At 64.1% G+C, this 20,703-nt stretch carries 14 protein-coding genes; 5 read left to right on the plus strand and 9 right to left on the minus strand.

What is annotated here, in order from left to right; translation table 11 throughout:
* Positions 1 to 75 precede the first annotated feature (75 nt).
* From ACN4E0_RS08685 to ACN4E0_RS08700, 4 genes are read right to left on the minus strand one after another with little or no spacing between them, the layout of a single operon-like run.
* Positions 76 to 390 (minus strand): hypothetical protein, encoded by a 315-nt coding sequence (locus ACN4E0_RS08685; RefSeq protein WP_419567161.1) that lies wholly within the window; start codon positions 388 to 390, stop codon positions 76 to 78.
* A gap of 36 nt (positions 391 to 426) precedes the next feature.
* Positions 427 to 1,083, minus strand: coding sequence for a TadE family protein (locus ACN4E0_RS08690; protein WP_419567162.1), 657 nt, complete (start codon positions 1,081 to 1,083; stop codon positions 427 to 429).
* Complete coding sequence (locus ACN4E0_RS08695; protein WP_419567163.1) at positions 1,080 to 1,682, minus strand: TadE/TadG family type IV pilus assembly protein; 603 nt, start codon at positions 1,680 to 1,682, stop codon at positions 1,080 to 1,082. Before ACN4E0_RS08695 ends, ACN4E0_RS08690 begins: the two co-directional genes overlap by 4 nt.
* Positions 1,682 to 3,619, minus strand: coding sequence for a pilus assembly protein TadG-related protein (locus ACN4E0_RS08700; RefSeq protein ID WP_419567165.1), 1,938 nt, complete (start codon positions 3,617 to 3,619; stop codon positions 1,682 to 1,684). The genes ACN4E0_RS08695 and ACN4E0_RS08700 overlap by 1 nt, the downstream gene beginning before the upstream one ends.
* Positions 3,620 to 3,922: 303 nt before the next feature.
* Here ACN4E0_RS08700 and ACN4E0_RS08705 point away from each other — a divergent pair, with 303 nt between their 5' ends.
* Entirely contained in the window at positions 3,923 to 4,837 is a 915-nt protein-coding gene (locus ACN4E0_RS08705) for a hypothetical protein (RefSeq protein WP_419567167.1), read from the plus strand.
* A 224-nt stretch (positions 4,838 to 5,061) separates the two neighbouring features.
* On the opposite strand, the gene ACN4E0_RS08710 is transcribed toward ACN4E0_RS08705, so the two are convergent.
* The 5 genes from ACN4E0_RS08710 to ACN4E0_RS08730 form a co-directional block, all read right to left on the minus strand.
* A complete protein-coding gene (locus tag ACN4E0_RS08710) occupies positions 5,062 to 5,943 on the minus strand; it encodes an HNH endonuclease (protein ID WP_419567168.1) in 882 nt (293 codons plus the stop codon).
* 24 nt (positions 5,944 to 5,967) lie between these two features.
* Positions 5,968 to 8,148 carry a KAP family P-loop NTPase fold protein gene (locus tag ACN4E0_RS08715; protein WP_419567170.1) on the minus strand — a complete coding sequence of 727 codons (2,181 nt, stop codon included), beginning with the start codon at positions 8,146 to 8,148 and terminating at the stop codon, positions 5,968 to 5,970.
* Between the two features lie 418 nt (positions 8,149 to 8,566).
* Complete coding sequence (lepA, locus tag ACN4E0_RS08720) at positions 8,567 to 10,402, minus strand: translation elongation factor 4 (RefSeq protein WP_419567171.1); 1,836 nt, start codon at positions 10,400 to 10,402, stop codon at positions 8,567 to 8,569.
* A gap of 55 nt (positions 10,403 to 10,457) precedes the next feature.
* On the minus strand, positions 10,458 to 12,677 hold the full coding sequence (locus ACN4E0_RS08725; RefSeq protein WP_419567172.1) for a putative bifunctional diguanylate cyclase/phosphodiesterase: 2,220 nt from the start codon (positions 12,675 to 12,677) through the stop codon (positions 10,458 to 10,460).
* Positions 12,678 to 12,765: 88 nt separating this feature from the next.
* A complete protein-coding gene (locus ACN4E0_RS08730; RefSeq protein WP_419567174.1) occupies positions 12,766 to 14,985 on the minus strand; it encodes an EAL domain-containing protein in 2,220 nt (739 codons plus the stop codon).
* A 183-nt stretch (positions 14,986 to 15,168) separates the two neighbouring features.
* On the opposite strand from ACN4E0_RS08730, the gene ACN4E0_RS08735 reads away from it, so the two are divergent.
* The 4 genes from ACN4E0_RS08735 (at position 15,169) to ACN4E0_RS08750 (ending at position 20,670) form a co-directional block, all read left to right on the plus strand.
* On the plus strand, positions 15,169 to 16,479 hold the full coding sequence (locus tag ACN4E0_RS08735) for an FAD-dependent oxidoreductase (protein ID WP_419567175.1): 1,311 nt from the start codon (positions 15,169 to 15,171) through the stop codon (positions 16,477 to 16,479).
* 89 nt (positions 16,480 to 16,568) lie between these two features.
* A complete protein-coding gene (locus ACN4E0_RS08740; RefSeq protein ID WP_419567176.1) occupies positions 16,569 to 18,257 on the plus strand; it encodes a PHA/PHB synthase family protein in 1,689 nt (562 codons plus the stop codon).
* 65 nt (positions 18,258 to 18,322) lie between these two features.
* Complete coding sequence (locus ACN4E0_RS08745) at positions 18,323 to 19,147, plus strand: alpha/beta fold hydrolase (protein ID WP_419567193.1); 825 nt, start codon at positions 18,323 to 18,325, stop codon at positions 19,145 to 19,147.
* Between the two features lie 35 nt (positions 19,148 to 19,182).
* Positions 19,183 to 20,670, plus strand: a complete 1,488-nt coding sequence (locus ACN4E0_RS08750; protein WP_419567178.1) for an MFS transporter — start codon at positions 19,183 to 19,185, stop codon at positions 20,668 to 20,670.
* Positions 20,671 to 20,703: the final 33 nt, after the last annotated feature.

Below are 20,703 nucleotides of genomic sequence, written 5' to 3' on the forward strand. Positions count from 1 at the left end.
GTGCAAAGCGCATTGCGCGAGAGCGACCTGGGGTCGGCGAAAAACCGGTCATGGCCGGGGGCCGAATACCTTATGCTACTGGATCTCGCTGGCCGCCGCGACCTTCGGGTCGACCACTGCCTGCGGCACGGGGATGTGCACTTCCTTGTATTCGTAGACCGGGATGGCCGGTTGCGGTCCGGCCGGTGCCGGGGCGAACCACTCGGCGCTCGCCTGTGCGCTCGTGCCGCGCGGCGCGGGTGCCGGTGCCCCTTCGTCCTGCGCCGCCCCTGCAGCGTCGGTCCGCACGGGGCCTTGCGCCAACCGCGACACCGTGCCGCCCTCGCCCATGGTGAGCGCCACGAGCAGCAGGACGGTGGCAACGATGGCCAGCGCGGTTTTCATGTTCATTGTCCGATACCTCCGGCGCCCGCAGTACCCGCTCGCCTAGCAGGAATTGACGGTGAGGTTCTGCGTGTTGGAAAGGGACTGGTTGGTCCGCTCGCGCACGTTGAACGCGCTTTCGTATCGCAGGTCCAGCCCGCCGGTGACGATGCTCGGCAGGATCTGCGGCGTGTAGCGATAGGAGACCTCGACGAACATCACCGCGGTCCCGTCCGCGGCCTTGATCTTGTTGCCGGTCGACCCCATCCCGTCGATCAGCGAATAGTCGTTGTTGCCCTTGGTCTCTTTCCCGTATCTCGGCTCGACGGCGAGCGAGCCGTGGCATCTCTGCCAGCCGATCATCTGGCCCTGCTTGCCGCTCTGGGGCGGCATGGTGTTGGGTTCGAGCGACGACAGGACGATCTTGCCGTTCTGCGCGAAATCCGTCGACCCCGCGACCAGGTCGGCGCCGGCGAAGATCTCGTAGATGTCGGATTCGTCGATACTCTGCCGCACGCGTCCGGCATTGTCGGCCACCGAAATGGCGATCTGGCTGACGCGCATATGCGCCATCACCAGATTGATGACCTCGAGCCCGCCGAACAGCAGGGTGACGAAGATCGGCAGGGCGAAGGCGAATTCGGTCAGCGCGATGCCGCGTTGCGAACGCCGGAGGCGGCGCAGCAGGCCACGGGCGCCGATGGTCGGGGACGGGATCATACGCATACCGTCGGCGGCGTGTTCTGCGTGGTGTAGGGCTGGTTGCGGACCGCGGCGGTGGCGTTGATCTGGTAATTGGGCGTCGTGCTGATGAACTTGTGGATCGGGAACAGCCGCGGCATGCTGACCTTGACCGTGTAGAACACGACATCGTCGGCCCCGCCCACGCCCGTGCGTCCCGCGCTGGTGTCGTAGGACCCGTTGCCGTTCAGGTCGACGAAGCAGTCGCCCGTGTCGTACTGGCCATTGGAATTGTAGTCGGTCACCAGCTTCTCGCTGCGGTTGACGGTCGAGAAGTCGTAGAAGTTCTTCGTCTTGATATCGTAGGTCGCATTGCGCGCGACCAGATTGGACCGCGCCTTGATCGCGCATTCGATCTGGAGCTCCACCGTGGCGCCGGTGCAGTTGAGCTGCGGGCCTTCGAGCGAGCCGGTGCGCGACACGTCGTTCAGCGCCCCCTGTACCACCGAGCGCAGATAGGCCTGGTAGCCGAGGTCGAAGCCGCCGAGGATGAACAGCAGCATCGGCACCAGCACGAGTGCGAATTCGACGATCGCCGCCCCGCGCTCGTCGCGCCGCAGATTCCGGGCGAGCCGCATCATTGCGTCAGCCTCAGCGCGCCGATCTGGTTGCCGATCTGCTGGAACTTGGCGATCAGCGCGTCGCGGTTGCTGGCCGTATCGGCCTGCTCCGAACTGCTCGCGCAGCCGCTGAGATTGCTGTTGAGTGCGGTGTCGAAGCCGATCACCCAGACCGAGGCGCCGAGATTCTTGGCCGCATTGCAGGCCATGCGGAAGCGCTGCTCGTGCCGGATCAGCTGGTCGGTACAGCTGCCCGAACCGGTCACCCGCATGTCGTTCTGCTCGACGCCATAGGCGGTGTAGACGTTGCAATAGGAGGTCTGCTGGCCGTCGGTCATGAAGATCACGTGGCGGTTGCAGGGCATCGAGTTGTAATAGGTGCAGGCGTCGCCGAAGGCCCCGCCGGTCGAAACCAGCCGGGCACCCCAGATCATCCCGATGTCGTGATAGGTCCCGCCGACGGTCTGCAGCCCGGTGAGATAGGTGTCGAGCGAGGTCCGGTCCCACACTGCCAGGCGGCGCGATTCGGTCGGGCAGGCCCAGTAGCCCTGGCTGTAGCCGTAGTTCAGGATCCACCCGCTGGTGGTGGTCGAGCTGTAGCTGGTCTGCGAGGTCGTGCCGCCGGAGCGGGTGTAGATCAGGTCGGGCACCATCGGTCGCCAGCGCGTCGCATCGCTCGTCGGGATCAGGTTGATGTCGAGATCCTTGGCGTCCGACGGAATCGTCAGGCTGGTGCCGCCGTCGATCGCGGTGGTGGTGTCGCGTTCCTCGATGCAGCCGTTCCAGGTGGCGGTGGTGGTGCTCGTCCCGGTCCCGCTCGCGGCGAGCTGCTTGAGGTTGTAGGTCCCGCCGGGCGCGGGAACGGTGCCCGCGCCGCTGGTGGCATAGGTCATCGAGCCGGTCGGCGTGATGTAGTTCGACAGGTCGTAGGTCGTCTGCTGGTAGGTCCAGCTGCTGAAGGCCTTCTGGCTGCCCGAGCTATAGGTGGTGGTCTCGACGACCTTCCACCGGCGGCAGCTGCGATAGCTACCCGAAGTGTCAGAAGCGCCCGACCAGCCCCAGTCCTGCGACTGGACGTAGCTGCTGCTCGACGAGCTCCCGCGGTAGCTCGTCACCGTGGTCGCCGTCGGCGCGGGCCCGCCGCCGGTAGTGCTCGAGGATTCGACCCAGTTCTCGCAGCTGCTGCTGGTGTAGCTGCCGCTGGCATATTCCCACGAGCCGTTCGAGGTCGGCGTCTGCGGCGTATAGACGGCGGCGTTGAAGTTCGCGACGCGCGAGGGGACGGTCACGCTCGAGCGGATGTAGTTCGGATCCTTGGCGTAGAGCAGCCGGCCGACATTGACCGTGCTCGAATAGGGCACGATGCCGTAGCGCAGCCGCAGCCCCTGCGATTCGAGCTGGGTCTGCACCGGCTTGAGCTCGTCGTAGAGCGCCAGCACCGCATCCTGCAGCGCTTCGATCTTGGGCGAGCCGTTGAGGTCGTCGGCCATCGATCCGGTGACGTCGAGCACCAGCACGATGTCGGTGTTGACGAAATTGAGCGAGGCGTCGCAGGTCACCGCGACGGGCAGCGAGCCGAAGCCGAACAGCTTCATCACCACCGTCGGGATGGTGGTGTTGGCGGCGACGCGGATCACGCCCGCCGAAGGCTTGGTCACCGCCGGGGTGAAGGCCGCCGTGCCGTAGAGCCCCTGCGGGAAGTTGAAGCCGAAGAACTCCTTGCCGGTGTTCTGCACGCTGGTGGTCAGCGTATCGTTCAAGAGCACGCGGCGCGCGGCCAGCGAGGCGGAGTCGCAGGCGCTCTGCATCTTGCTCTTGGCCATATAGGCGCGGCTGAGGTCGATCCCGCTGCCGATCATGATCGTGAGCGGCACCAGCGCCGCGCCGACGATCGCCAGCACGTTGCCCCTGTTGTCGTGCGACAGGCTCGCAAGCAGACGTCGGAAAAATGCCATCGGTCCCCAATCTCGATACCAGCGGGGCCCCGCCCCGATCCACGACGCAAAACCCCATTCCCCCGCTATCCCCGCGGGGTTAAGAATTGGTTAGAAGCGGTGCTTTCCTACACGGTCATTTTCTGATCCAAGCTGTCCGATGGAGCACTGTTACGAACATCCGACCGCAGGGAGGCAAGGCCGGAAGCAAGGCGAAAGCCGCAGCTGGCCAAAGGCCACCTGCACGGCCGCCCGCAGCGATGCGCCCGCAGGGCGCGTGAGCGAGGATATCGCGAGCGCGGACGCGCTTGCGGAGCTAAAGCAATGACCCGCAAGGCCGACCCGCGCGAGACCCGCCTGCCCGTCCCCCGGGGCGAGCTGCCCCCCTTCGACCCCGTGCCGCGCAGATGCGCGCGCCACGACGGCTGGACCGCCACCCGCCAGCGCCGCTTCATCGAGGCGCTGGCCGACAGCGGCAGCGTCGAATCCGCCTGCCGCACGGTCAACATGAGCACGGTCGGCGCCTATCACCTGCGCCGCCAGCCCGGCGCCGACAGCTTCCGCGCCGCCTGGGAGGCCGCGCTCGACCTCGGCGTCCAGCGGATCGAGGACGCGGCGATGGACCGCGCGCTCAACGGCACCGAGGAGACGATCCACTACCACGGCGAGCATGTCGCCACCCGCCGCCGCTACAACGAGCGGCTGGTGATGTTCATCCTGCGCAACCGCGCCGCCGGCCGCTTCGGCGAACACGGCGCCAAGGGCCCCGACGCGGTGGGCAGGATGGAGCTCGAGCGGCTGAGGAAGCAATGGCGCGCCGAGTGGGAGGAGGAGCGCAGTTCGGTCTCGGTCGCGGACATCCGCGAAAGCATCGAGCACAAGGTGGAAGAGTTCCGCGACACGCTCCGCACCCGCGAGCGGCGCGAATGGGCCCGCCTCAGCCAGGAGGCCCGCGACGCCTTCGTCGCCTATGCGCGGCTCCGCGCCCGCGACCTCGACTGCGAGGTGGAGATTCCCCATTCGCTGCAGGAGGCGGAGGGCGACGCCCCCCGCGAAAACTGGTGGGACGCGCCCGAGGAGTGGCGCGAGGAGGAGCGCGGGTACGGGACGCGCGCGGAGGTGCGCGAGCGAGCGGTGCTGCTGCCGCCCGAGCGGGGCGAGGAGGAGACGGAGATGGAGGCGCCGCCCGAGGACGCGGCCCCGCGCTTGCGGTCGCTCAAGGACGATGGGTGGCGATAGAGCCCCCTCCCGCAAGCGGGAGGGGCAGCGAGACTTGGCGAGCCGAAGGCGCGCCTAGTCGCAGCGGGGTGGGCGCGGCACAGCGCACACTTCATCCACCCCCAACCCCTCCCGCAAGCGGTAAGGGGGGAGCGCCGCAGGAGCGGAAGGAGAGGGGCCAGCATGAGACCGCCGCAACGCGGCGGCCCCCTCTCCCCAACCCTCTCCCGCGAGGGGAGAGGGACTCAGTGCTTGAAACAATTCTCGCGATGCCAGGCGAGGAATTGCGGATGCGGCCGCTCTGCCTCGCGCCCCGGCACTAGCGCCTTGCGCGTGGGATTGATCATCGCGGTGATGCTCGCCGGATCATTGACCTGCCGCGAGACCATGATGTCGAGGTCGTCGGACAGCCCGATCAGCCCCCGGTCGAACATCCAGTGCGCCGTGCCCGATAGCGCCAGCCCATTGCGCAGGCTGTCGGGCCCGCCTTCAGCCACCGGCTTGATATGCGCCGCCTCGGCCTCCAGCCGCCCGCCGCCATTGACCAGTCTCCACCCCGTTACCGCGCAGCGCCCGTCATAGGCATGCAGCACCGCGCGGCGGAACGCGCGGTCGCGGAAGGGCCGGTTGAGCAGCGTCTGGACGATGGGTCGCTCGATATCGAAAGGCACATGCGGTTCCTGCAACCGCCATTCGTTCTCGGTGACTCGCGGTTCCAGCTCGCCAACCCGCGGCAGCGTCTCATCCTCGGGCAACCCCAGTGCGATGATGCGCGCGAAATCGGAAGGCGAGAGCGGCCGCACCGCCGCCTGCGCATTGGCCAGATCGCGCTCGACCGGCCGGCCATCGAGTTTGTGCGGCACAGTTGGCTCGAAGGGCAAATAGCTGCCCTCCTCGATGATCGCGCGATAGCGATCCGACACATCGGGATCGGGAATGATCCGCTCGACTTTGGCGACGGCAAAGAAACCCTTTGACTGCGGCAGCTTCACAGGCTCGCGATAGACAATCCAGTCGCCGACCATCTGCTTGGCGCGGCTGAGATAGATTTTCGGAAACTGGTAATGCACCTCGGGGATGTCGTCGTAGATCGACCCATCCTTGTGCATGAAGACGCCGAAGGTCATGATTGATATGCTACTGTTAAGCTATCAATCATCGTCACCAAATGCTCGCCCCAATACTGCTGCCCGTTCGGACAAACCTTCGTCTGCAATTGCCGCTGCATTAATGCGCTCACGGGATGCATCAAAATCAAGAAATGGGCTGACATTTTCACGCGTAAGCACAGAATAGCTACCACGTTCGCTACTGCTGTGAATTGTTGTCAGTTTTTCAAGCATTTCAACCAAACCTCCATCGGTTTGAACGTGCTTTTCAACAAAGTCGCGGGGACCGGCCTCGTCGCCAGCTTGTCGCCATGCAAACAGAATATCAAGTGGATGTATCGCCTCAAGGAGGTCACCAACGACCATACGGCGAAATCTTGCCAGCATTATTTCAAAGACCCGATCAAGCTCTTCATCGGTTAACAACCATTCTTGTTCTGGCTTTTCGCGGCTTCCGTAACGGCCATGCGCAAACGTTTCCTTGCGCATTAATTTGGTCAGCCAACCAATCGCATGGCCTTGACCAAACATCTGCTCGATCGTCTCCCTTCGTGTGTCACCTTCCAACCGAGCAAGTAGTCGCGGCATTAGCAAGGTCGCTCGGTCCCACAAAGAGGTGACCCAATCAATGTCAAATGGACGCAAACGATAGAGTGTATCCATCGCGTTGGCCATCGCGAGCAGTATGTTTCTGCAACGATCCGAGGTGAGGACTGCATCATCTGCACCCTTCAGCCTTTCCAGAAGCAAATCGGCCTTGCCGAAAGTGCCTGTCAATTCAACTTGATGTAATTGCAGCAGGGCCGTTTCAACCTCATCCGAACCACTATCGGCAGCGTTCCAGAACGCGTCAAAATCGCTTTGAGTGAGTGCGTGCGAGGGTCCCGATAGCGCAAAATAGATTCGGTAGTGGTCTGGGCTGGCAAGCCGCCCTGCACTAATTGCCGCATCTCGCACGCCATCTGGGACACGCTGGAAAATGTCAAAGCCCTGTCCGTCCTGAGCGAAACTCACATCGACGCCTGGCAGAGGTTCGGCAAAATAGTAGCGATACATGTGATCAGCGAAGTGGTTCGGCTCTACCGAATTTTGTAGAGTTTCCAATTGGGCCTGGCGTTCCGCATCGTCGACCCGCACCGTGCCAATGCTGAATAGGGCCGCAGTTGCGCAGTACTCTTCGATCCACCGATATAGAGGCGGATTTCCATTCTTAATCAGCTGAATCCACACGAGGTCGGCAAGGTCACCATTAACTGCACGCACCGGAGGCCAAAAAAGTCGGATCGCATCAAGCGCTCGGATGACCGCCCGCGGCGTCTTGAGTTGTCGACCTCCTTCATAGTCGATTACCGTCCGGAGGCGAGACAACTGCTCATCCGAGATAGTGGGGCTTAATTGACGGAGTTCGTCACCGAACCATTGCCGAAGGCGAAACGGTTCGGGCTTTGGCACCATAACTGTTAGCTGGACGATCTTTTCTAGATAGGCTCGGCCATTTTCAACTCCAGAAGCCTGTTCAATGCTGTGGGCGAGAATGTCGCTATCATAGCAAAGCAAGTAAATCACATTGGGGAGATCGGCAACTGAACGAGCCAAGCGAAGAACTTCGACTATCTCGGCAGGCTCGAGACGATCAACATCGTCAATCGTGATAATGAATCTGTGCCCCAGATCGTCCAACGATCTGACGAGGCGCTCCTTGAGGACTTCTAAAGGTTTATTTGACGATTTCTTTCCAAGCGTTTTTCCAACCGCGCTCGCGCCTTTGCCAAACCACTTCAATGGGGCAAAAGCTATGGCATCGCCAGTCAATTCAATCGCGGCGCCAGCACGACCAAGGCCAGCAGCAAACTTGCGCAGAGCTTCCCCCGCAACCTTTGCTTTTTCCTTTGATATTCCAGTGGCATCACCAGCTTCGAACGCCACCAAGTTGATTTCCTTGGATAGCGCAGAAAACAGATTGGACAACAATGCGTCGCGGTTGCCAACAAGCCAAGGTCGAAAGTTGATAAGGGAAGGGCGTTCGGGCTTCGGAAGTTTGGACAGTTCGTCTTCGATCAAGTACAAAAGGCTCGATTTGCCGGACCCCCAAGCTCCCTCAATACCGATCACGAACCCTTGGTCTGACGCGTGATCGATGAGAGATAAGGAAATCTGGGAGGCAACCTCCCTAAATCCTAGCTTATCGTCACTACCAGATCCTAGGGGACGATCGCCCTGCACCCCTACTCCTCCACCATCCGCTACCCAGCAAGGAAGGTTTCAGGGAATACTTACTTTCCCCTTGCCCCTCATTCCGTTCCGTACTCTTTTTTGAGAAAGAAGGCTATTCCTCTCCCATCCGCAGCGCAGCAATAAACGCCTCCTACAGAACGCTCACATTCCTCCCCGTCTACGCGGGAAAAGGCCGCTTAATGGCGCTCCCGCATCCGTGGCGTCTTTGCGTCTTACCGCGAAAACCAGATTGGTCGCTCACCGCCACGCGCCGTTCCGCGATTGCTGGCGCAATCGCTCCATGCACCACGTGACGTCGATCCTCGATGCTGCGCATCGCGGTCGGCCGAGGTTCGCGATGCGCTGACGCGCACCGGCTTCTAACTTGTCGCTTGGCGAGCCAAGCGCCTGCGTTAGGCGCCTTCGCTCACTCCTCCCCCATCCGCAGCGCCGCAATAAACGCCTCCTGCGGAATGCTCACGTTACCATATTCCCGCATTCTCGCCTTCCCCTTCTTCTGCTTCTCGAGCAGCTTCTTCTTGCGCGTGATGTCGCCGCCATAGCACTTGGCGGTCACGTCCTTGCGCAGCGCGGCGATGGTTTCGCGGGCGATCACCTTGCCGCCGATCGCGGCCTGGATCGGGATCTTGAATAGGTGCCGCGGGATAAGGTCCTTCAATCGCTCGCACATGCCGCGGCCGCGTTCCTCGGCCACGCTGCGGTGGACGATCAGCGATAGCGCGTCGACCGGCTCGGCATTGACGAGGATGTTCATCTTGACGAGGTCGCCCTCGCGCAGGCCGATCTGCTCGTAATCGAAGGAGGCATAGCCTCGCGAGATCGACTTCAGGCGATCGTAGAAATCGAACACCACCTCGTTCAGCGGCAGCTCGTAGCTCACCTGCGCGCGGCCGCCGACATAGGTGAGGTTGGTCTGGATGCCGCGGCGGTCCTGGCACAGCTTGAGGATCGCGCCGAGATATTCGTCGGGCGTGTAGATCACCGCCTTGATCCACGGCTCCTCGATCGTCTCGATGCGGTTGACGTCGGGCCAGTCGGCGGGGTTGTGGATGTCGATCGTCTTGGCGTCCTCGGTCTTCGAATGGCCGAGGTGGACGCGGTAGACCACGCTGGGGGCGGTGGTGATGAGGTCGAGATCGTATTCGCGGCTGAGGCGTTCCTGAATGATTTCCAGGTGCAGCAGGCCGAGGAAGCCGGCGCGGAAGCCGAAGCCCAGCGCGGCGCTGCTCTCCATCTCGTAGCTGAAGCTGGCGTCGTTGAGGCGCAGCTTGCCGATGCTCTCGCGCAGCTTCTCGAAATCGGCCGCGTCGACCGGGAACAGGCCGCAGAACACCACCGGCTGGACTTCCTTGTAGCCCTTCAGCGGGGCGGGCGCGCCGTTCTTGACCGTGGTGATGGTGTCGCCGACGCGGGCCTGTTCGACTTCCTTGATCTGCGCGGTGATGAAGCCGATCTCGCCCGGGCCGAGCTCGGGCAGGTCGGTGCGCTTGGGGGTGAAGCAGCCGACGCGGTCGATCAGATGCTGCGTGCCGCCCTGCATGAATTTGACCTGGAGGCCCTTCTTGATGACGCCGTCCATCACGCGCACGAGGATGACGACGCCGAGATAGGGGTCGTACCAGGAGTCGACGAGCATGGCCTTCAATGGTGCGTCGCGGTCGCCGGTGGGAGCGGGAATGCGCTTGACCAGCGCCTCGAGCGTCTCCTCGATGCCGATGCCCGACTTGGCACTGGTGAGGACGGCGCCGCCCTCTTCCCACGGGCCGGTCGCCTCGATGCCGACGATCTCCTCGATCTCCTCCGCGACCCGCTCGGGTTCGGCGGCGGGGAGGTCGATCTTGTTGATTACCGGGACGATCTCGTGGTCGTGCTCGATCGACTGGTAGACATTGGCGAGCGTCTGCGCCTCGACCCCCTGCGCGGCGTCGACGACCAGCAGCGCGCCTTCGCAGGCGGCGAGCGAGCGGCTGACCTCGTAGGCGAAGTCGACATGGCCGGGCGTGTCCATGAGGTTGAGCTCATAGGTCTCGCCGTCGCGCGCGGTGTAGTTCAGGCGCACGGTCTGGGCCTTGATGGTGATTCCGCGCTCCTTCTCGATGTCCATGTTATCAAGCACTTGCTCGGACATCTCGCGCTCGGTCAGCCCGCCGCAGTGCTGGATCAGCCGGTCGGCGAGGGTCGATTTGCCATGGTCGATATGGGCGATGATCGAAAAGTTGCGGATCTTGGAAAGGTCAGTCATTGCGCCGCCCCATTAGCCGCGCGACATCCCGCTGTCAGCAGGCAAAGCGCACGCGTCAGGCGGCGTCTTTCCTGCCCGTCTGACGCGGCGCATTGGGCGAAAGCGCAAACTGGGCGAAACTGCTGCCAGCGGCATTCTCGGGCGCCATCGCGTATTTGCCCGGGGGCAAGGCGGTCAGAGGCGCCCCGGCTGCGGCGAGTTCGTAGGGGCTGACGCGGTGGCGCGTGCACAGCCCCCCTGCCCCGTCGTCGACCAGCTCCTGCTCGAACTCGAGCCCCTGCGTATCGCCCATCGTACGCTTGACCGAGCAGACGGCAAGCTGGCCCTGGCCGAAATCGAGCACGAAGAGGGTGCCGACCGGCACGCCCTCGAGCCCCTGGATCATCGCCCCGGACCGCGAGAGGTTGCGCAGGGTCACGTCATAATAGTGATCCTCGTGGATCAACCCGATCTTGCGCAGGACCGTGCGGCGCGAGGCGCGCTGCGTCCCGCTGTCGGTCGGCGCGAGGGTCCATTCGCCCTTGGCGATGTCCTCGCCGACCTGCTCGGCCGTCAGCGCTTCCGAATAGACGAAGCCGCTCACCCGGTCGATGCCGAGCCGCCTGAGCTCGTCCATCAGCTCGAGCGCGTGCACTCCCGAAACGACAGTTTCCATGCCCATGGCGCCGCCAAGGGCAACCACCGCGCGGACCAGTTCCATGTCTCCGAGATCGTTGCCCATGACCGGCTCGAAGAATTCGCCGCCGATGCGAAGCGCGCCGAGCGGCGCGCGGCGGAGGTAGGAGAGCGATGACAGCCCCGAGCCGAACTGGTCGAGCACCAGCCGGATGCCGAGCTTGAACAAGGCGGCGAGCGCCTGGTCGACCTTGGCCGCCTCGCCGAGCAAAACGCTTTCGGGCAGGCGCAATTCGAGCCGCGCCGGATCGAAGCCGGTTTCCGCGAGGATCTTCTCGATCCCCGAAACGAAGCCGGTCGCCTCGAACTGGACCCGGCTGACGGGGAAGGAGATGGACAGGCTTCCGGGCCAGCCGAGCGCATCCTCGCAGGCCCGGCGGATCGCCCATTCGCCGATCGGCACGATCAGGCGGCTGCCCTCCGCCACCGGCAGGAAGGTCTCGGGCGCGACCCGGCCGCGTTCCTCGTCGACCCAGCAATACTGGGCTTCGAGCGCGACGACGCGATCGTCCGCCGGTGTGACGACGGGCTGGTATTCGAGCGCGAAATGGCCGGCCTCGATCGCTTCGGCGAGGTCCTCTTCCATGCGCTTGCGCAGGTTGGCCTCGTGTTCGAGGTCGGCGGCATAGAAGCGGAACTGGCCGCGACCGCCGTTCTTGGAGGCATAGAGCGCCAGGTCGGCCGCGCGCGTCAGTTCGTCGCGTCCGACACCGTCATAGGGCGCGATGGCGATGCCGACCGAACAGCCGATGATCGCGCGCCCTTCCTCGACGGGATAGGGCTGCGAGAGGATCTGGATGATCTTCTTGGCGATCGCGCCCAGTTCGCCGCGGTCGTCCATGTCGGGAACGAGGATCTGGAATTCGTCGCCGCCCAGACGCCCGATCTCGCCGCGCCCGCCGATCACACCGCGCAGCCGCTCGGCGACCTGTTGCAGCAACTGGTCTCCCGCCGGATGGCCCAGCGTGTCGTTGACCTGCTTGAACTTGTCGAGGTCGAGCATCATCAAGGCGGCGCTGCGCTTGGCCGCCCTGAAGGCGTGCAACGTCGAGTCGATCCGCTGCTCCATCCGGTGCCGGTTGGCGAGACCGGTCAGCGAGTCGAACTTGGCCAGACGATTGGCCTGTTCCTCGCTGCGGAATTCCTCGGTGATGTCGAGAGCGCTCCCGCGAAAGCCGAGAAATTCGCCGGCGTCGTCGCGCAGCGGACCGCCCGAGAGCTTCAAGACCACATCGTGCTGCTCGTCCGCGGCGCGAACGGTCAGGTTGGCGAATCGCTTGCGCGTGTTGAGCTTGAGGCCGAGCGAGCGCCCTTCCCCATCGCCTTCGACCGGCACCACCAGACGCTGTAGCCTCTCGCCCGCCAGGTTCTCGGGCATCCGGCCCAACCGCTCGCAAATCGAGGGGCTGAGGTAGACGGTGCGTCCTTCGGCATCGGTCGCCCAGAAGGCCAGCGCACCGCTGCGCTCGATCTCGTCGACGACCGCCAGCTTACCCGCTGGTTCGAGGGGATCGACAGGCTGTGACGGAGGACCTTCGACCGGAGTGTCCACTTCGCTCCTGCCGCTTCTGAAATATTCGGTGAAGGGCAGAGCCCCCATCGTTTTCCTGCCTTGCAAGAGGGTTGAAACCGGTCCTTGCCGATTAGGCTACAATGGTTAGTTTTGCCCTAACGGGCAGGGCTAACGATCAGTAACCGGATCCCGTCTTGGGCGAGCCCACCTCGACTTCGACGAATTTCTTGCGCGAGCTCGATCCGAGGTGTTCGGCCATGATCAGGGAGTAGGGATCCTGCGGCAGGGCGGCGAGCGGACGGCCTGCAGCTTCGATCTGATAGGGCGACACGCGGTGTCGCGTACAGAGCCCGTCGGCGCCATCGCTGATCAGCGGCATTTCGAACTCGACGCCCTGCATCGCCCCCTTGGAGCGGCGCACGGTCGCCACCGCGAGCTGGCCGCCACCGAGATCGAGCACCACCTGGGTGCCGAGCGGGACATCGAGAAGACCTTCAATCATGGCTCCGGTCTTCGACAGGTTGCGCATCACGACCTTGTAGCGGCTGTCCTCGTGAATCAGGCCGATGCGGCGGAACACGGTCTTGCGTGCCGCGCGATACTTGGACGGGCCGAGCGGCTCGTATTTCAGCTTTCCTTCCTTCAGGCGATCGAGGAATTCGTCGCTCGGAATGGCGCGGGAGAAGATGTGACCCTGGATCAAGGTTGCGCCGCGTTCGGTGAGGAGGTTGAGCTCGTCCTTTGCCTCGACCCCCTCGGCCACCGTTTCCATGTCCAGCGCAGCCGCCAGGCTGACGATCGCGCTGAGGATGGCGGCGTTGTTGTTGCCCTCCTCGGTCGCACCGCGGACGAAGCTCTGATCGATCTTGATCTTGTCGAAAGGCGCGTTGCGCAGATAGCTCAGCGAGCTGTAGCCGGTACCGAAATCATCGAGCGCCAGCTTGACGCCGATCGCCTTGAGTTCGCCGAACATGCGCTGGGTTCGACCGCTGTCGCCGAGAAATACGCTTTCGGTGATTTCCAGCTCGAGCCGGTGGGGCGTGAGACCGCTTTCCGCCAAGGCGTTCTTGACGACGCTCGGGAAGTCCTCCTGGTTGAACTGCATGGCGGAAACATTGACTGCCACGCGCAGTTCGACCGGCCAGCTCATGGCCTGGCGGCAAACTTCGTTGAGCGCCCATTCGCCCATCTGCCGGATGAAGCCGATCTCCTCGGCGACCGGGATGAAGTCGGAAGGCGAGATCTCGCCGCGGTCGGGATGCGTCCAGCGCATCAGGGCTTCGCACCCCTTCACCATGTGGGTCTTGGAACAGACCAGCGGCTGGTAGTGCATAGAGAGCTGACGGTTGTCGATCGCGTCGCGCAGGTCCTCCTCGATCTGGCGGCGATTGGCCGCCCCGTCCTTGAGGTCGCTCGAATAGAAGCGATACTGGCCGCGCCCGCCGGTCTTCGCCGCATGCAGCGCAAGGTCCGCAGCGGTTGTAAGTTCCTCGGTATCGAGACCGTCGTAGGGCGCGATCGCCACCCCGATCGATGCACCGATGATCGCTCGCGAGCCGCTGAGGTTGTAAGGCTGCGAAACCATCTGGATGAGCCGCTGGCCCAGATCGCCGAGTGCGCCGCGATCGTCGATGTCGGGCAGTACGACCTGAAACGCGTCACCGCTCATGCGACCGACTTCACCCTTCGGGCCGACGATCCGTCCCACACGGGTGGCAACCTGCTTGAGAAGTTCGTCGCCGGCTGCACGGCCGAGTGAATCATTGACATGCTGAAAGCGGTCGAGATCGATGATCATGAGCGCACAAGCCCGCTTGGAATTGCGGTAGGCCTTGAGCATTTCGGTCAGGCGCTGACCCATGCGCTGGCGATTGGCGAGCCCGGTCACGGGATCGTACTGCGCCATGCGTTGCGCGGCGCGTTGCTGTTCACGGGTGGCGGTGATGTCCTTGGCGCTGCCGCGATATCCCGTGAAGCGATCCTGCGCGTCGAACTGCGGCTTGCCGGCGATCTCCCACCAGATTTCCTTGTCTTCGATTGCCAACCGCACATTGAGCTGGCTGATCGAATTGTGCGCCCTCAGCAGGAAGGCCAGGGGTCGTTCGGGCTTGTCGGGATCGCCCGCCTTTTCGGGAATGAACAGCTCGCCTAGCGATTTGCCGATCGCCTCGTTCTCACTCCAGCCGAGCTTCCGCGCGGCGCCTTGCGACAGATAGATGAGGCGTCCCTGGGCATCGGTCGCCCAGAACCAGCCGAGTCCCGCAGCCTCGAAGCTGTCGAGCAGCTCGACGCGCCGCGCCGCATCGGTAGCTTCAATGGGCCGGAGCGGAGCGGAATCGAGTGCAGTATCATCCTCAGCCTTGGCCCGCGCCGAGCGCGAGAAAAACCCTGCCATTTTCGCCTTCGCTCCCGAATGTTGACCAATTGCTGATAGCTCGATGCCACGCGACAGTCTCGGTGATAGGGAAAATTCCTTTCCAAACGCATAACCATGTTCGCAAGGGCACTCGCTCTCTTCGCCCAGCTTGCCAGCCGTTCGGCGTGCGTGCATGACCGAGCTGTCTTGTTGGAGAGGGACATGCGGCACATCGCGATCGTCGGCTCGGGTCCGGCCGGTTACTACACCGCGGAAGCGGCGGTGAAGAAATGGGGCGAGGAAGCCCGGATCGACGTGATCGACCGTCTGCCGGTTCCTTTCGGGCTGATCCGCACCGGCGTCGCCCCCGATCACCAGTCGATCAAGGCGGTTTCGCGGCGCTATGAAAAGACCGCCGTCGGCGAAACCGTCCGCTTCGTCGGCAATGTCGATATCGGCACCGATGTTTCCATCGCGGAACTCGGCTCGCTCTATGACGCGGTCATTCTCGCGACCGGCGCTCCCAAGGACCGCGCGCTCACCATCGAGGGCGCCGACATGGCGAATGTCCTGGGCAGCGCGGCCTTCGTCGGCTGGTACAACGGCCATCCCGATTTTGCCGCGCTGGCACCCGATTTGTCGGGCAGGCATGCCGTCGTGATCGGCATGGGCAATGTCGCGCTCGACGTCGCCCGCATTCTGGCCAAGACCGAAGGAGAGTTCGCCGGTTCCGACATCGTCTCGCATGCGCTCTCGGCGCTGCGCGACAGCCGGATCGAGACGATCACGATTCTCGGGCGTCGCGGGCCGCACCAGATCATGATGACGCCCAAGGAACTGGGCGAGCTGCTGCATCTCGAGCGCGCCACGCCGGAGGTCGATGCCGCCGACCTCCCTCCTGCCGGCGACGACGCGATCCTCGAGCCGGGGCTGCGCAAGTCGGTCACCCTGCTGCGCGATTTCGCCGCGCTTCCCGCCAGCTCCAGGGACGAAAAGCCGATCACGATCGCCTTCGATTTCTTCGCCAACCCCCGCACGATCATTGGCGAAAACGGCAGGATCACCGCGATCGAGGTCGAACGCACGAAGGTCGAGGTCGGCCGTGCGGTGGGCACGGGCGAGACCTACCGCCTGCCGGGGGACCTGCTCGTCAGTTGCATCGGCTATCAGACCTCGCCGATCGAGGGCGTTCCCTTCGACCAGCGCGCGGGGCGGTTCGCGAATGACGGCGGCCGCATCCTGCCGGGGCTCTATTGCGTCGGTTGGGCCAAGCGCGGGCCCAGCGGCACAATCGGGACCAACCGCCCCGACGGTTACGCGGTGATCGACCTTGTCGACGAGGATATCGGCGTCGGCGCGCGCAAGCGCGGACGCGAGGGGTTCGACGAACTCGTCGGCGAGCGCGGGCTCGACGTGGTCACCTTCCGCGACTGGCAGAAAATTGAGGAGGCGGAGATCGCCGCCGCCCGCGAGGGCGCCCCGCGCGAGAAATTCGTCGACATCGAGAGCATGATCGCCGCGCGCGGCGCCTAGGGCGCGCTTGCAATCGTCCCGTGAGCAAAGCATGACCATGCAACCGGCCTCGCCAGAAGGGCCGGACCAGACCGGAGACAGCGACAGAGATGACCCAACTCGAGGATGAAGCCGCCCAGCACACCAGCGCGCTGGGTCCGCTCGTCGGGCTGACACGCGAGGACATTTTCGGGGCGGTCGCGGTGCTGCTTCGAGAGACCGCGTCCGACCCGCAGCGACTGCTCAAGCACAGCCAGTCGATGGGCGAGGACATGATCAAGATCATGACCGGGAAGAGCGACCTGGCCCCCCACCCCAAGGACAAGCGCTTTCAGGACCCTGCGTGGCAGTACAATCCCTTCATGCGCGCCGGCATGCAGTATTACCTCGCCGTCCAGAAAGGCGCCGCGCATTGGCTCGAAGACCTCGAGCTCGACGATCTGGAGAAGGATCGCGCGCGCTTCATCTCGAACATCATCATCGACTCGCTCGCGCCGACGAACACGCTGGCGGGCAATCCCAGCGCGCAGAAGATGGCGATCACCAGTGGTGGGCTGAGCCTGATCAAGGGACTCAAGAACGCCTATGACGACATGGTCCACAACAAGGGCATGGTCAGCCAGGTCGATAAGAAGCCGTTCAAGCTGGGCGAGAACGTCGCGACCTCCAAGGGCTCGGTGGTGCTGCGCACCGAAATGATGGAGCTGGTCCATTACGCCCCGACCACCGACGAGGTCTATGCGATCCCGCAGCTGACGATCCCGCCGCAGATCAACAAGATGTACATCAACGACCTCAGCCCCGAGAAGTCGGTGGTGAAGTACCAGGTCGACAACGGCATCCAGACCTTCGTGATCAGCTGGAAGAACCCGTCGAAGGACCAGGGCCACTGGGACATGGCCGACTACGTCAACTCCTGCCGCGAGGCGATGGAGGCGGTGTCGAAGATCACCGGCAGCAGGAAGGTCAATGTCTCGGCCGGCTGTTCGGGCGGCCAGACCGCGACCATGCTGGCGAGCAAGCTCGCCGCCGACGGCGACGACCTGCTCGGCGCGCTGACGCTGATGGTCTGCGTGCTCCACCCCAAGCAGAACGATATCGAGGCAGGGTCGCTGGTCAGCAAGAACGGCCTCGAACTCGCCCGGCAGCGTGCTTCCAAGAAAGGCGTCATCAAGGGCGACGACCTGGCGCGCGGCTTCGCCTGGCTGCGCCCCAACGACCTGATCTGGAACTATGTCATCAACAACTACCTGCTTGGACAGGACCCGCCCGCCTTCGACGTCCTGTTCTGGAATGCCGACGCGACCAATCTCTCGGCGAGCCTGATGGGCGATTTCCTGACCATCTTCGAAACGCTGGCCTTCACCAAGAAGGGCGAGGTCGAAATGGTCGACCACAGGATCGACCTGTCGAAGGTGACCGGCGACCTGTTCATCCTCGGCGGGGTGACCGACCATATCACCCCGTGGAAGGCGACCTATCGCTCGACGCAGCTGTTCGGCTCGAAGGACGTCACCTACGTGCTCAGCCAGTCGGGCCATATGCAGGCGATCCTCAACCCGCCGGGCAATCCCAAGGCCAAATATTACGTCCAGAAGGACGCGACGAAGCCGCTGCCCGACACCGCCGACCAATGGCTCAAGGGCACCGAGGAAGTCGCCGGCAGTTGGTGGCCTTTCTGGCTGGAATGGCTGCAGAACCGCAGCGGTGACATGACCAGGGCACCGGCGAAGCTCGGCAATGCCGCATACAAGCCGCTGGACCCCGCGCCGGGTCTCTACGTTATGGAACCCTGCTGAACAGCAGCGCAAAGGACCCCAGCTTGACCGCATCGAAACACCAGACCCCGACCGCGACCATCCGCATGATGGAGGCTGGCGGACGGAGCCTGCGCGTGGCGCACTGGCGGCTCGACGAACCGCTCGACCACCCGCCGATCCTGTTCTTCAACGGCATCGGCGCCAATATCGAGGCGGTTGCCCCGCTGGCCGAAATGCTCACCGAACGCGCCTTCGTGATGTTCGACATGCCGGGCACGGGCGAAAGCCCCGATCCGACGCTGCCCTACAACCCCTTCACCATGAGCTGGACCGCGCGGCTGATCCTCGACCAGCTCGGGGTGGATGAAGTCGACGTGATGGGCGTGTCCTGGGGCGGCGCCATGGCGCAGCATTTCGCGCTGCAATATCCCAAACGAACCCGCCGCCTCGTCCTCGCAGCGACCACGGCGGGCATGCTGATGGTGCCGGGCAATCCCGCGGCGCTGACCAAGATGGCCAATCCGCGCCGCTACATCGATCCGAACTTCATGAACGAACACTTCCAGACGCTCTACGGCGGGGCCGATCGCGACGGTCAGGCGCATCAGAAGGACGGCCATATCGGCAGGCTCAAGCCGCCCAGCCCGCGCGGATACCTCTATCAGCTCATCGCCATGCTCGGCTGGACCAGCCTCCCCGCGCTACCCTTCCTGAGCAAGGAGGTACTGGTGATGATGGGTGACGACGACCAGATCGTCCCGCTCGTCAACGGGCGCATCCTCGCAGGGGCGATCCCCAATGCGCAGCTCGAAGTGGTCGAGGGCGGCGGACACCTGTTCCTGCTGACCCACGCCGACGAAAGCGTCGCGAGGCTGCGCGCCTTCCTCGACGCCCCGGCGACACCGGCGGAGCTCGACCGCGCCGCCTGAGCGGCACGGGGCACGGGACCGGGAGGAAAGCGACGATGGCCGCCGATCCTGCACTTGCCGCGAACCCCCTCGCCAACCAGCCGATCCGCGCGAGCACCGGCGAAGGCGGAGCGCTGGACAAGACCGGCTTCGCCTGGGCGGTCTTCGAATGGGCGCGCAATCCCTATTACATCCTCATCGTCATCTACATTTTCGCGCCCTATTTCGCGCGCGACATCATCGGGGCCGACCTGCTCGCCAGCGGTGCGCTCGACGACCTGCCGCCCGACAAGGCGGTCGCCGTCGCAAATGCGCAGGGCCAGGCCACGATCGCCTCGGTGACCAAATGGGCCGGCTTCATCGCCGCCCTGACCGCCCCCTTCCTCGGCGCGGCGCTCGACCGGGGCGGCCGCCTCAAGCCAATCCTCGGCCTGTTTCTCGCCTCGATCGTAATCTGTTCGGCCATGCTGTGGTTCGCGATGCCCGGCGGGCAAGGCCTCGGCGTCGGGACCGTCATGGCGCTGCTGGTGATCGCCTACGTCAGCTACACATACTCGGAGGTGACCCACAATGCGATGCTGAGCGTCGCTGGCGAACCCAGGCGGCTGGCGATGATCTCCGGGCTCGGCCTCGGGCTCGGCAATGGCGCGGCGACGCTGATCTTCCTCGCAATCGCCCTGCTCTTCGTCCTGCCGGCGACCACCGGTTGGCCCTTCGCCACGCCGCAATTCGGCGTCGACCTCGCCAAGTTCGAGCACGCCCGCCTCGCGGGCCCGATCTGCGCGGCCTGGCTGGCACTGTTCTCGATCCCGTTCTTCCTCAATGCGCGCGATCCCGGGGTTCCTGGTGCGAGCTGGCCCAAAGCCTTCCGCGAGGGTGCCGCCAGCGTCTGGCGCACGCTGCGGGCGGCGTCGCAATACCGCCAGCTGATGAAGTTCCTCGTCGCGCGCATGTTCTATGCCGACGCGATGGCGGCGCTGCTGGCGCTGGGCGCGGTCTATGTCGCGCTCTTCCTCGGCTGGGACTTCCTCGAAATGCTCTGCTACGCGATCTTCGCCAGCGCATGCGCCTTTGCGGGCGGCATTTTCGGCGGCTGGCTGGAGGACCGGATCGGGGTCAAGCGCGCCCTTGTGGTCGAGATCCTGGCGATGGTTGCGACCGGGCTCGTCCAGCTGAGCATCACGCAGGAGAGCCTCTTCCTTGGCCTCGTCGAGAACCGCGAGGTCTGGGCCGGGCCGGTCTTCCCGACGCTTTCCGACATCGTGTATCTCAGCCTCATCAGCGTGGTCGCGGTTACCGCGACAGCGAGCATTTCATCGGGGAGGACGATGCTGGTGACGCTCGCGCCACCCGGGCGCAGCGGGGAGTTCTTCGGGCTCTACGCCATCGCGGGGACCGTCACCGTATGGATGGGACCGTTGCTGGTCGAGCAGTTCACCCTGTGGTCGGGCGATCAGCGTGTCGGCATGGTCTCGATCAATCTGCTCTTCTTCATCGGTCTCGGTGTCCTGCTGACCGTCCGAATGCCCGAACGCACTACCTAAACACCGCTGGACTCATCGGTTGCAATGTGGAAC

The sequence above is a fragment of the Qipengyuania sp. genome (genome assembly GCF_048550555.1).
GTDB lineage: Bacteria > Pseudomonadota > Alphaproteobacteria > Sphingomonadales > Sphingomonadaceae > Qipengyuania.